Source organism: Microcoleus sp. w1-18aA5, assembly GCF_036701705.1.
Lineage (GTDB): Bacteria > Cyanobacteriota > Cyanobacteriia > Cyanobacteriales > Microcoleaceae > Microcoleus.
Genome location: NZ_JAUPTE010000017.1, coordinates 81708 through 93731, shown reverse-complemented (window position 1 = coordinate 93731; position 12024 = coordinate 81708). Strand labels below are relative to the sequence as shown.

13 protein-coding genes are annotated in these 12024 nt (G+C 45.3%); 4 read left to right on the top strand and 9 right to left on the bottom strand.

Features of this window, described 5'->3' with window-relative positions; genetic code table 11:
- Positions 1-387: 387 nt before the first annotated feature.
- Entirely contained in the window at positions 388-1707 is a 1320-nt protein-coding gene (ctpB, locus tag Q5691_RS09180; RefSeq protein WP_333211505.1) for a carboxyl-terminal processing protease CtpB, read from the bottom strand.
- Positions 1708-1903: 196 nt separating this feature from the next.
- Here ctpB and Q5691_RS09175 point away from each other — a divergent pair, with 196 nt between their 5' ends.
- Both Q5691_RS09175 and Q5691_RS09170 read left to right on the top strand, forming a co-directional pair.
- On the top strand, positions 1904-2749 hold the full coding sequence (locus tag Q5691_RS09175) for a hypothetical protein (protein ID WP_333307803.1): 846 nt from the start codon (positions 1904-1906) through the stop codon (positions 2747-2749).
- Positions 2712-2891, top strand: coding sequence for a hypothetical protein (locus Q5691_RS09170; RefSeq protein WP_333344573.1), 180 nt, complete (start codon positions 2712-2714; stop codon positions 2889-2891). The genes Q5691_RS09175 and Q5691_RS09170 overlap by 38 nt, the downstream gene beginning before the upstream one ends.
- 29 nt (positions 2892-2920) lie before the next feature.
- On the opposite strand, the gene Q5691_RS09165 is transcribed toward Q5691_RS09170, so the two are convergent.
- On the bottom strand, positions 2921-3490 hold the full coding sequence (locus Q5691_RS09165; protein WP_006631347.1) for a pseudouridine synthase: 570 nt from the start codon (positions 3488-3490) through the stop codon (positions 2921-2923).
- A gap of 212 nt (positions 3491-3702) precedes the next feature.
- Between Q5691_RS09165 and wecB the strand changes: the two genes are divergently transcribed.
- A complete protein-coding gene (gene wecB / locus Q5691_RS09160; protein WP_333344571.1) occupies positions 3703-4815 on the top strand; it encodes a non-hydrolyzing UDP-N-acetylglucosamine 2-epimerase in 1113 nt (370 codons plus the stop codon).
- Positions 4816-4924: 109 nt separating this feature from the next.
- On the opposite strand, the gene Q5691_RS09155 is transcribed toward wecB, so the two are convergent.
- The 7 genes from Q5691_RS09155 to Q5691_RS09125 form a co-directional block, all read right to left on the bottom strand.
- Positions 4925-6160, bottom strand: coding sequence for a TPM domain-containing protein (locus Q5691_RS09155; RefSeq protein ID WP_333307799.1), 1236 nt, complete (start codon positions 6158-6160; stop codon positions 4925-4927).
- A 288-nt stretch (positions 6161-6448) separates the two neighbouring features.
- A complete protein-coding gene (locus tag Q5691_RS09150) occupies positions 6449-6970 on the bottom strand; it encodes a hypothetical protein (protein ID WP_333216122.1) in 522 nt (173 codons plus the stop codon).
- An 8-nt stretch (positions 6971-6978) separates the two neighbouring features.
- Positions 6979-7476: a TIGR00725 family protein gene (locus Q5691_RS09145; protein WP_333216124.1), complete on the bottom strand. Its 498-nt coding sequence runs from the start codon at positions 7474-7476 to the stop codon at positions 6979-6981.
- Between the two features lie 172 nt (positions 7477-7648).
- Positions 7649-7894, bottom strand: a complete 246-nt coding sequence (locus Q5691_RS09140) for a hypothetical protein (RefSeq protein WP_333216126.1) — start codon at positions 7892-7894, stop codon at positions 7649-7651.
- Positions 7895-7959: 65 nt separating this feature from the next.
- Entirely contained in the window at positions 7960-8259 is a 300-nt protein-coding gene (locus Q5691_RS09135; protein WP_333344569.1) for a GIY-YIG nuclease family protein, read from the bottom strand.
- A 32-nt stretch (positions 8260-8291) separates the two neighbouring features.
- Positions 8292-9002 (bottom strand): hypothetical protein, encoded by a 711-nt coding sequence (locus Q5691_RS09130; RefSeq protein WP_333344567.1) that lies wholly within the window; start codon positions 9000-9002, stop codon positions 8292-8294.
- 277 nt (positions 9003-9279) lie between these two features.
- On the bottom strand, positions 9280-10164 hold the full coding sequence (locus Q5691_RS09125) for a 4-hydroxybenzoate solanesyltransferase (protein ID WP_333344565.1): 885 nt from the start codon (positions 10162-10164) through the stop codon (positions 9280-9282).
- Between the two features lie 95 nt (positions 10165-10259).
- On the opposite strand from Q5691_RS09125, the gene Q5691_RS09120 reads away from it, so the two are divergent.
- Positions 10260-11876 (top strand): Ppx/GppA phosphatase family protein, encoded by a 1617-nt coding sequence (locus Q5691_RS09120; RefSeq protein ID WP_333344563.1) that lies wholly within the window; start codon positions 10260-10262, stop codon positions 11874-11876.
- Positions 11877-12024: the final 148 nt, after the last annotated feature.

The following is a 12024-nucleotide window of genomic DNA, read 5'->3' as shown; positions in this document are numbered from 1 at the left end:
TTTTGGTAAAAATTGTAATCTCACACTTTTTTCATTATAACCGATAACTAATCAACTTATTTATTTTTCATTCCTAAGTCTGAGTTGAAACACTTCAGAAATCCCATCAGCCTCCATCTGTGTTCCGAAGTTGATATCTGCGGTTAAAAAATTCCAATCCGACTAATCTGCTTTAATCCGGATATCAATTAACCAATAACTAAATAGAAAAAAGAAGGAAACAGGGAGCAGGAAGAATGCTCATATAGCCAACTTTTTAGCCATCTGCATCTTTCGTTTGGATTAAGGGGATTTACTTAATTACCAATAACTAATCAATAAAAATAAAACCCGCGCCAGCGGGTTTTATATTCATGCTTATTGTTAATAAATTACTGTTTCAACTACTTACTTTTTAGGAACAAGAACCTCATTAGCGGCCACGGGACGCGCCGAGGAAGCAGTAGTTTTCAAAAGTGCGATCGCCTGCGCGTAGCAAGGATCATCCTTAGTCGCAACCAACATCGGTTTGTTAGCTAATTTCAGCTTTTGTTCGTCGGTGATTTCCACCTTAACATCAGGAGTAACCCCCTTGTGGCTGATATCCGTACCGTTAGGAGTATAGTAGTGAGCGATCGTCACCGCCAATCCCGAACCGTCAGCCAAAGAATGCACCGACTGCACCAAAGCTTTGCCAAAAGTTTGGCCGCCCATCACAGTTGCGCGCTTGTTGTCCTTCAGAGCACCGGCCAAAATCTCGCTGGCGCTGGCTGAGTTGTCGTCCACGAGCACCACCAAAGGCTTGTCAGTGAGCGCAGTGCGATTTGCCTTCATTTCCTGAGAATCGCCCGCCCGATCGACTGTGCGGACGATCGCCCCTGTATCCATCCACATCCGAGCGATATCAATGCTCACTCGCAGCAACCCGCCGGGATTCCCCCGCAAATCCAACACAAAAGCGTCAGCTTTCTGAGCCGAGAGCTTTTTAATCGCCGCCTCCATTTGTTCGCCCGCGTGGGAGCTAAACTCTTGTAAACGGATGTAACCCACATTCTTACCGCCTTCATTCTTGAGGCTGTAGCGAACCGCGGCTACCTCTATTCTCGCCCGAGTCAGAGTGATATCAAACTCGCTTTTGCCCTCACGAGCAATCCGCAGCGTTACTTTCGTACCTTCGTCGCCCCGAATTACCTGAGCCGCATCCGAGACAGTCATGCCTTTGGTAGTTTTGCCGTCAATCACCAAAATCGTATCGCCCGCTAGAATCCCTGCCTTCAGGGCCGGGGAATTTTCCATCGGCTCGACTACCCTAATCGCTTTTGTTTTCTCGTCTTCTTCCAGCCTCATCCCCACCCCTGTCAGTTCCCCAGACGTTTGATTCGTCAGCGCTTCGTACTGCTTCGGGTCCATGAAGCGCGTGTAGGGGTCGTTTAATTTCTCTAGGGCTTTGCGGAGGGCGGTGTAGGCAGCTTCGCGAGAAGTATAATTTTTGCTCAGCAGTTCTTGGCGGGTTACTTGCCAGTCAGTCTTGTTAAAGCTGCCATCAACATAGTCTCGGTTCACAATTTGCCAAGCTTCGTCTAAGACAGCTTTGGGGCTATCTTGAAGCTCAGCGCGGACTGATTGACTCAGGCCGGGAACGAGCAAAGATATCGAAGCGGTTGTTGCCATTGCCCCACTGAACAGGGCTGCCTGTAATTTAGAAAAGCGTCTGCGGGCTTGATTCATTGAATTTGGCTCAATTCGATTTTAGATTTTTGATTTGAGATTTTATATTGCTAAAAAATCTCACACTACTACTTAAACTATTGTGCGGAGGCTCCACCATCCCTTTGGACAGTTTAACGAGATTCATAGTCGATCGCCAACCAATTATTACTCTCTTTCAATAAACTTAATTTAAAACTTGGATTTATAAAGTGCCGTGGAAGCTAAAATCGAACAATTTTCGCGTAAGTGGTTGAGCCTGCTCGTTAATGGAGCTATCGGTCTAGCAGCGCTGGCGGGGGTCGTCGCCATGCAGTCTAGCCGGGAGTTAGGCGGAATGTCCCCAGTTGGCGTTCAGGGGCAAAAGCCGCTGTCTGCAATGTCTGCTGCCAGTTTCAAGCAAGCCGCACAGCAAGAAGCGCAGCAAGAAGCCCTGCGGCTAAAAATGCTCAAAACTATCCCTAGTTTTGGGTTTGACAATTTAATTGCAGATTGGACATTTCTCAAATTTTTGCAATATTTTGGCGACGACGAAGCGCGAGAGGTGACGGGCTACAATCTCAGCCAAGATTATTTTGACATAGTTACGCAGCGCGACCCGCGGTGGACTGACATCTACCTGTTTCTTTCCACAGCTATTTCTTTTTATCAAGGAAAGCCTGAAACCGCTGTTAACTTTATAGAGCGTGGTACTAGAGCCCTTGCCGTTTCGCCGCAACTTCATTCCCAATCGTGGATAGTGTGGCGAACTAAAGGTATTGATGAGTTGCTGCTGTTGGGGGATATTCCCGACTCAATTCGCTCTCACGAAATGGCCGCTGATTGGGTGGAAGGAAGCCCGGAATGGTCGAAATTGGCGCCGATGTTTCGAGCCACTGCTGAGTATTTGCGCCGAGATCCCGATAGCGTGCCGGTGCGGTTTAATGCTTGGAGCACGGTTTATGCTCAAACAACTGATAAGTTGGTGCGTCAAAGGGCGAGACAAGCTCTTGTCAAGTTGGGAGCTCAGGTGCAAAAAGATCAGGATGGAAAGGAGAGTTTTATTTTGCCCCCTCGAAAGTAAGCAGAAGGCAGAAGGAAGTTCGGCAACGGATTGTGTAACGGATGTAACGGATGTAACGGATATCAGGAAGAAGGAAGAAGGGAAATGCAGCCGCAGTAATAGTTTCAGCTATCAAGAATGTCCTAAATGTCAAGACGGTTGACTGTAATTCTCCAATCCAAAATCCAAAATCTAAAATCTAAAATCGGCTTGAGTTAGTTCCCGCCATTCACCGGGTTTGAGGCCTTCCAGACGCAAATGCCCGATCGCACATCTGACCAGCCGCAGTGTCGGAAACCCTACTGCTGCGGTCATCCGGCGCACTTGGCGGTTGCGGCCTTCTGTGAGAGTCATTTCCAGCCAAGCTGTCGGCACGTTTTTGCGAAATCTAATCGGCGGTTCGCGGGGTGGCAAAGGTGGTTCTTCTAACAATAATTGCACTTTTGCCGATCGAGTCCGATAATCTTGAATTGTGACACCTGTCTGCAAAGCTGCGATCGCACTTGCATCGGGAATTCGTTCAACTTGCACCCAGTAAGTGCGGGGATGAGCGAATTTCGGGTCACTGAGGCGGTGCTGCATTTGTCCATCATCGGTTAGCAGCAACAAACCTTCACTATCGCGATCGAGCCTTCCTACTGCATAAATGTTAGGAATAGGAATATAGTCTTTGAGAGTGCTGCGTTTAGTTTCGCTGGAGTTGTCAGTGAATTGAGTTAAAACATCGTAGGGTTTATAAAATAGAATGTAGCGATAAGGCATGACAATTAAACAATAAAAATGTACCAACAGTGCGAGATAAAACTATATAACACCCTCAATAAACCCCTTCCTCTCTATCTTTTCTCCCTCCTCTGCGCCCTCTGCGCCCTCTGCAGTTCCCAAAAAAATAAATCTTATTAACCAACGATTCAAACCTGCTATAAATATTGAGCCTTTAAAACCCTCACCAATCTCAACTACCCAATTTTACCATGCCCGAAGCCACACACCGCGTTTGCATCGTCTTAGGAACTCGCCCGGAAGCAATTAAACTAGCCCCAGTCATTCAAGTGTTCAAAAGTTCGCCAACCTTTGACACCCAAGTAATTTTAACCGGTCAGCACCGAGAAATGGTCGAGCAAGTAATGCGAATGTTCGCTCTAAAAGCCGATCGGGATTTAGCAATTATGCAGCACCAGCAAACCTTGACAGATATTACATCCCGGAGTTTGCAGGGTTTGGAAGCATTGTTTAAAGAATTGCAGCCCCACATCGTCTTAGTTCAGGGCGATACAACGACAGCATTTGCCGCTGCTTTGGCTGCATTTTACCAAAAAATACCCGTAGGTCACGTAGAAGCCGGATTGCGGACAGACGACGTGTTCAATCCTTACCCCGAAGAGGCTAACCGACGGTTGATATCTCAGCTCACAAGGCTGCATTTTGCCCCGACAGCGCTGGCCCAAGAGAATTTAGTGCGATCGGGCGTTTTGGGAGAAATTCACCGTACAGGCAACACAGTAATCGATGCCTTGCTTTCTGTCGCCAAACGCGAACCAAAATGCAACATTCCTAACTTAGATTGGAGCAAATATCGCACTATCTTAGCAACAGTTCACCGCCGCGAAAATTGGGGAGAACCCTTACAAGGGATTGCTCACGCATTTCTCCAAATCTTAGATAAATTTCCCGACACAGCCTTGCTGCTACCACTACACCGAAACCCCACTGTTCGAGAACCTTTGCAAGCTCTTTTGGGCGACAATCCGAGAGTCTTTTTAACTGAACCTTTAGATTACGCAGAATTAGTAGGAGCCATTCAAAGATCTCATTTAATTTTAACAGATTCGGGGGGCTTGCAAGAAGAAGCACCTAGTTTGGGCAAGCCAGTTTTAGTATTACGAGAAACCACAGAAAGACCAGAAGCTATTTCCGCAGGAACCGCTAAACTTGTAGGTACGAATTCTGATACAATTTTCTCGGCAGCGGCAGAATTGCTCAGCAATTCCGAAGCATACAACGCAATGGCAATGGCAATTAATCCCTTTGGTGACGGTTTGGCGGCTTCGCGAATTTTGAAAATTGTTGAAGACTATTTTAGTTAGCTAACCCCTCGTGAGTGGGACGGTGGAAACCGTAACTAAACAAACGAAGTCCCCGCAGAGGGGGACTAATTCCTGTTAAAAAAACTCGGTTTCTACCTGCATTCCCAAATTACCAATCCCCACCGCCACCCCCACTACTGCTATAGTCGCTACTGCTACTGCTGTAGTCGCTACTGCTACTGCTGCTGTAGTCACTACTGCTGCTACTGCTGTAGTCGCTACTGCTGCTAATGCTGTAGTCGCTACTGCTAATGCTGCTGCTGTAATCGGCACCCGCACCGCCACCGCTGGAGTTTCCACCGCCAAAGCTACCTCCGCAGTCGCTGTTGCTAATACTGTAGTCGCTGCTATTACTGCTGTAGTAGCCACCGCAATCATCGCTACTACTGTTGTTAGTGCTACTGTAATCGACGCTGTTACTGGTGTAATTAGGACTGTTACTGCTGTAATTGCGATTGTTACTGCTGTAATTGCGATTGTTATTGCTGTAATTAGGACTGTTACTGGTGTAATTGGGACTGTGACTGCCGTAATTGCGATTGTTACTGCTGTAATTGCGCGGATAACGGCGGTGGCGGTAACGAGATATCCGAGAAAATAAGCTGCTAAATATCCTGAAGATAATGAAGCAAGGTATAAATGCTATGAACGCTGTGAATAACAACCCAAGTAAGCCATAAATTAAATTCGATGAATCTTCACCTGTGGATGTACTATTACTAATAACTGGCGGTTGACTAGGTATTGGTGACGGTTTCACCCCTTGAGATGGTACGATTGGAACCAAAGGCAGCGTGGTTTGATATTGAGCATTTACCATCGGAGTTTGTAAAACATTTACTAACGCCTTTGTCCCCGCTAATGTGCCCCCGTCAAAGTCCTGCTGTTTAAATCGGGGCGTAATTTCGGTTTTAATAATTTCCACTACCTTCGCATCGGGTAAAATGCTTTGAATGCCCGAACCTGTTTCAATTTGAACGCGGCGTTCCCCCGACGAAATCAACAATAAAAATCCGTTATTTTTACCTTTTTTGCCAATCCCCCAAAAGTTAAATAATTCTGTAGCAAATGCTTTTGGTGTCGCAGATGGTTTAGTATCAGGCACTGTCACAACAGCGATTTCTGAGCCGTTTTTCGCCTCTAAATCCGAAATCATTTGATTTAGCTGAGTTTCGGTGCTGTCGCTGAGAATGTTTGCCTTGTCCGTTACCCAAGTGTTATTTACTTGACGGGGATTCGGTACTTCTTGTACTGTTATAGCTTGGCTTGTTAGAGGAAATGCAATTGCCGAAAAGCATAGCAAACTGGCCCAGATTATTTGTTTATTGCTAAATTGTAACTGCATCGCTTCAGTCTCCTGAATAACTGCTAGTCTGAAATTGACATATATCTGTCCGCCTAATTACAATTAAATAACCAGCTTACTGTCATGTCAATTCATATTATTCAGAAGTTGGATTCATAAAAATCATAATTTTAGGTGCGCCATAAGCACCTTACATTTATAGTCATGGACGCACGGGTAGCGAGAAACCGGGTTTTTAACCAAAATAATTGCTGAAAACCGTCAATCTCGGTTCAAAAACCCGGTTTCTGAGTGGGCGAGTGCGAGTGCTAACTAATTTAGATATTTTTAAGGAGAGGTAACTGGTGGCATAAAATTGCTGCTGCCTTTATAACCGGATAAAATAGCCAGTTTTTCCAAAGATTGCCTGCCCGTGTAATATTTTCCCCGAATTTCCCAAGTGGGATAAGCTTTAATATTGGCAGCTTTGCACAAATCCGGTTGAGAATCTTTGCCTCTGGGGTCGCACTCAATGTAAGTAATTGCGGTAAATGCTTCTTTGCCGAAAAGTTCTTGTTGCGTGTGACAGTGAGGGCACCAGTAAGCACCGTACATTCTAGCTTTGATGGTCTGCAAATGGGTTGCTAAAGCGATTTGATCCGGCACGGATTCACTGCGAATAGGTGGCGCTTCTTGTTCAGTAACAGGCTTTGCGACAGGGGGAGGAGGAGGGAGGGTTTGTGCTAATTTTTGAGTAGATTTGTTGCTGAAACTGAACTGTGCAATTCTTCCGTCTGCTTTGGTAGTGACGAAAATCCCCAAAGTCAGGAAAATGCCGATCGCACAAAAGTTGAATTTGCTTGCTCTCATCTTGGATTTCATCTTGGATTTACTAGGATTTCGCGAGCTTGATTCATAGCCTCTACAGCATTGTTTACCACAAAGATGTTAAATTGTGCTAAACCTTTAAAAAAAAGTTGACTTTCGGCGCTGTAATTTAACAATATAACTTGTTTGTTAGCTTTGAGGGCGAGGGCAATTTCCGAAGCAGTGCCCGTGCCCATACCGCAGGCAATTATTACATCTGAAGAAAGAACGTTAATGTTATTTCTGGCGTTTCCCATATCGGTGACAATGGCAATATCTACAGCTTCAGAAATGCCGCGAGTGTCATTTCCCGGAAGGATGCCGACTGTTAAACCGTTAGCTGATTTTGCTCCTTTGTTGGCGGCATCCATGACGCCGACATTTCTGCCGCCAGTTAGCAATATCCATCCTGCTTCCGCGATGAGTTGTCCCAGTTGATAGGCGTTTTCTAAGTCGGTTGATGTGGCACTATCGCCCGGGCCCATAATGCCAATGATAATTTTTTTCATAGTTTTGGGGTGAATATGGTGTTATTAATACTTGCTAGTTTGTTTTCACACTATCTACTCTGGAGATGGGTGAAAAATGGATCTCGCTCTTTTTTAACTGCAGATGGACGCAGATTAACGCGGATGCAAGAAGGGATCTCGCTCTTTTGATTGTAAAACGGGCGATCGCACCCTATTTCTTTTGGGGAAATTCTACCAATTCTGATTCCTTAAGACGTTGCGATAATAGGCAATCTTCAAAGCTGAAAGATTCTGAGTCTAGAAAACTAGCGATCGCCATTTCGATTGCAGCTTCCAGAGAACATTCTAGCTGCGTAGCTTTTTCCATCAGGGCGACTTTCACATAGTCCGGCAAATGGGTCATCAGCGAATGAATAGCTTCTGGTGGTAAGTGTTGGATATTGAGGATCTGAGTCATTGTTCTCTGGGGATTTTAACGTTGTAGGGAGGATTTGTAGCTTGAAGGATGAGGGTTTATAATTCCTATAATAACCCTGGTTTTTGCCATAGGTTGATGGTAACAAAAGCGATCCTTACATCATCTGGATCGTAGCGATAGAGCCAGCCCCAGAGGAAGGCTTTGTGATTACCTCGCAGTCGATCGCGGAGGTTCTTGGCTTTGCCGATGTAGAGTAATCCTTGAATGCGATGTTGAAAGGCGTACAAACCAACTCTAGGAGGAATTGTGTCGAAGTCGTGGCCCAGGGGATGGCACCGATCGAAGGCGGTAAAGGCGAGAGTGTCGAGAATTTGGCGGGCTTCTTGCTTGATGGGGTTGGTCATGGAAATTGCCAGATGCAAGCAGTTATTTCATCCTAGACAACTGGCTGCTGATTTTTTGCATCCCAGTAGAACAAAAACAAAACTATGATGGGCAATGCAGCAAGAATATTCGCAACGCACTCATAGATTAATGCGACTCCAAAGTTCTCCTCTTGTCCAATAAATGATAGCGGTAGATACAAAATAAAAGACACGATCGTCGAAGCAATAAACAATCCAAGATAGGTCAGAATCATCGTCCAAAATATCTTATCTCTTTTCCCTTGAGTCAAATTCGCACTAACTTTTTGAGCCTTCGATCCTTCTACACCTTCCAGCACCACAGCGGCATCAATTAGTGCATAGCGCAATGCCAAAATGACACCTGGAACGATGAAAAGAATTAAACCACCTAGCACAATCAATCCAGTGACAAAACGAGTTCCGAACATCTTGAAACACTTTCGTCCTGCGTGGGTCATGGACTCACGATAAGTTGGATGAAGTCCCCGCTTCAACTTAGCAAGTGCATGAAGTAATGCACCCACATAGAGCGTACCAAAAGAGCCTTCAATGAATTGCGACACTCGCAATTCTTGCATGGTTATACGCAACTCGTCTCCGCCAGTCATTTCTGGAAAAACGTACAGGCGCAAATATATCAACAGAATTGACCCCGGCAACCATACTGTTAGCACTATCAAACTAAACAGCACAAAGTTTGAGGCGAACAATCCAATAGCTTCACGGATTTTTTGAATCATAAAGTCTAGGGTCTACATTATGAATAAATAAATTTTTATATTAGAATTTAAATGTAGAGGTGCTTTCACAATAGCTTGTAAGTGTTATTTTGTCAAGTAAATAAACTGAGTTGGTGGCGATCGTTGAGCGCTTTAATCTTCACTGCTACTGTTTCTTTGCATTCACTTGGGTGTTTCTGCCTCGCGCTTTTTATCTCTCTGCTTCACGATTCATATCAAGTGTAAATTTGGTTTCGCGAGCGTTCAACCTAACCTACACTTGATATTGGCGAACTTATCAAAAAATCTCCCCAACAATCATCCCCGCCAATATGACAAAACCCACCCAAACATTTTGGCGAAAAATTTGACCGTAAACAAGCTTAGGAATATCCGCATTCTGCAGTTGACTGTACTGCAAAAACCATAAAATTGCCGCCGCACTAATTGCCATCCAAAAACCAATGTGCAAGTGCAGATTAATTCCCATTGCTGCTAACAAACCGACAGTACCAACAAAGAAAAAACCCACAGCATTAGCAGCATTATTCCCGAAAAATATCGCGCTGGAATTCACACCCAAACGCAAATCGTCTTCCCGATCGCTCATCGCATAAACTGTATCAAATCCTAACGTCCACAGTACGACTGCACCCCACAGCAACCAAGTCGCTAATTCTAGTTCTCCCACGGCGGCGCTCCAACTAATTAAAACTGCAAAACCCCAGGCAATTGATAACACTAATTGTGGCACTGGGAAGAATCTTTTTGCTAGGGGATAGCAGATAATTACTGGTACGGCGGCCACGCACAGCCAGAAGCTTAAAGGATTGAGATAAAAAGCGAGAATCGCCGCGCAAGCAAAGGAAATTAATGCAACTCCTATCCCAGTTTGCACGGTGAGGGCGCGGGATGCTAGGGGGCGCGATCGCGTTCTTTCTACTTCGGGATCGATATCGCGATCCCACAAGTCGTTGATAACGCATCCAGCCGCACTCGTGGCTAAGGTACCCAACACAATCACACCCACCAATGCTGCGGGCGGCCTCCCGTCTGCTGCTAAAAAGACGGCCCAGAGGGCTGGAATCATTAAAATGAGCCTTCCTGCTGGTTTGTCCCATCTCAAAAGCCTTACGACGGTTAGCAATGTGGATTCGGGTTGGCGATCAGGCTCTGTAAGCATTTTAATTTTAGATTGGAGATTTTTAATATTTTAAGCCGATGACTCAGTAAATTCATGGAATAATTAAAAATATCTGTCAACCCCGATACACTCCAATGGTTAATTCACTTGCTTCTGCGGAGTCAAATCGCATTATTGCTGCTATTGATATGGGTACTAACTCGTTTCACATGGTGGTGGCGCGGATCGATCCGAAATTTCCCGCGTTTACGATTATTGCTAGAGAAAAAGATACGGTTCGGTTGGGCGATTGTGAGGTTAAGACAGGGCGCTTGAAATCCGAGGTTATGGAAAGGGCTCTTGCCACTCTGCGCCGTTTTCAAGATATTGCTAAAACTTTCAATGTCGAACAAATTATTGCTGTGGCTACGAGTGCGGTTCGGGAAGCCCCTAACGGGCGGGATTTTCTCCAACAAGTCGCTGAAGAATTAGACCTGAATGTAAGTTTAATTTCCGGTCAGGAAGAAGCGCGGAGAATTTATCTCGGCGTACTTTCGGGAATGGAGTTTAACAATCAGTCCCAGGTAATTATTGATATTGGAGGCGGTTCTACTGAGTTGATTTTAGGAGATAGTTCAGAACCTCGCTGTCTCACCAGTACAAAAATTGGTGCTGTTCGCCTAACAGGACAATTTGTCAAAACTGACCCAATTAGCAAGGAGGAGTTTGCTTATTTGCAAGCTTATATTCGGATTTCGCTAGAAAGACCGATCGACGAATTGCGCTCCCAATTCCATGCTGGCGAACCTTTGCGCTTGATTGGCACTGCTGGAACCATCGAAACTCTGGCCACAATTAACGCTCGCGAAAAGTTGGGAACAGTGCCGAGTCCCCTAGCCGGATATCAGTTAAGTTTAAAAGATTTGCGCGATTTAGTCAATCGCTTTCGCAAACTTTCTTATGCCGAAAGGTTGGCAATTCCGGGAATGTCGGACAAGCGGGCCGAAATTATTCTGGCAGGCGCTTTGATTTTGCAGGAAGCGATGACATTATTAGGAATGGAATTTCTTACTGTTTGCGATCGGTCTCTGAGAGAAGGCGTAATTGTTGACTGGATGCTGGCGCACGGTTTAATTGAAAACCGCTTACGCTATCAAGGTTCAATCCGCCAGCGTAGCATTCTCCACATGGCTAACAAATATCAAGTCAATTTAGAACAAAGCGAAAGAACCGCAGCATTTACTCTCAATTTCTTCGACCAAACTCAAGGAATTCTACACAACTGGGGAAGCGAAGAACGCGAGTTGCTGTGGGCTGCGGCAATTCTACACAACTGCGGTTTATACGTCAGCCATTCAGCGCACCACAAGCATTCTTACTATTTAATTCGCAATGGTGAGTTATTGGGCTACACTGAAACAGAGATTGAAGTCATTGCCAATTTAGCTCGCTATCACCGGAAAAATCCTCCTAAAAAGAAGCACGAAAACTTTATTATTCTTCCAAAAAAATGCCGAGAACTCGTCAGTAAATTGCATCCTTTTATGCGGTTAGCTGTGGCTTTAGACAGGCGGCAGATTGGCGCAATTTCTGATTTTAAATGCGAATATCGCCCAGAAGTGAGAGAGTTTCACTTGCGCCTACAACCGCTCAATCGCGAAGACAATTGCGCTCTAGAAATGTGGAGTTTGGATTATAAAAAGCCGTGTTTTGAATATGAGTACAATCTCAAATTAGTAGCAACTTTGGAACCGAATCTGGTTCCGGTTTAAATACAAAGCCGAGCCTGGAAACGAGAGACTGTAGGGTGCGAAGTACGCACCCTACAGTTTCAACTTAACCCTAAGTCTAGTACCAATATTGTGTTTGACTCCATACTCCTCGCGATCGCCCTAGCCTGCCTTCTGAAGGCAGGGTGGA

Coding starts and splice junctions, on each gene's coding strand:
- wecB (WP_333344571.1), top strand. CDS start 3,703: ATGCCCGAAGCCACACACCGCGTTTGCATCGTCTTAGGAACTCGCCCG.
- Q5691_RS09140 (WP_333216126.1), bottom strand. CDS start 7,894: ATGACTCAGATCCTCAATATCCAACACTTACCACCAGAAGCTATTCAT.
- ctpB (WP_333211505.1), bottom strand. CDS start 1,707: ATGAATCAAGCCCGCAGACGCTTTTCTAAATTACAGGCAGCCCTGTTC.
- Q5691_RS09125 (WP_333344565.1), bottom strand. CDS start 10,164: ATGCTTACAGAGCCTGATCGCCAACCCGAATCCACATTGCTAACCGTC.
- Q5691_RS09135 (WP_333344569.1), bottom strand. CDS start 8,259: ATGACCAACCCCATCAAGCAAGAAGCCCGCCAAATTCTCGACACTCTC.
- Q5691_RS09170 (WP_333344573.1), top strand. CDS start 2,712: ATGGAAAGGAGAGTTTTATTTTGCCCCCTCGAAAGTAAGCAGAAGGCA.
- Q5691_RS09130 (WP_333344567.1), bottom strand. CDS start 9,002: ATGATTCAAAAAATCCGTGAAGCTATTGGATTGTTCGCCTCAAACTTT.
- Q5691_RS09165 (WP_006631347.1), bottom strand. CDS start 3,490: ATGCCTTATCGCTACATTCTATTTTATAAACCCTACGATGTTTTAACT.
- Q5691_RS09155 (WP_333307799.1), bottom strand. CDS start 6,160: ATGCAGTTACAATTTAGCAATAAACAAATAATCTGGGCCAGTTTGCTA.
- Q5691_RS09120 (WP_333344563.1), top strand. CDS start 10,260: ATGGTTAATTCACTTGCTTCTGCGGAGTCAAATCGCATTATTGCTGCT.
- Q5691_RS09145 (WP_333216124.1), bottom strand. CDS start 7,476: ATGAAAAAAATTATCATTGGCATTATGGGCCCGGGCGATAGTGCCACA.
- Q5691_RS09150 (WP_333216122.1), bottom strand. CDS start 6,970: ATGAGAGCAAGCAAATTCAACTTTTGTGCGATCGGCATTTTCCTGACT.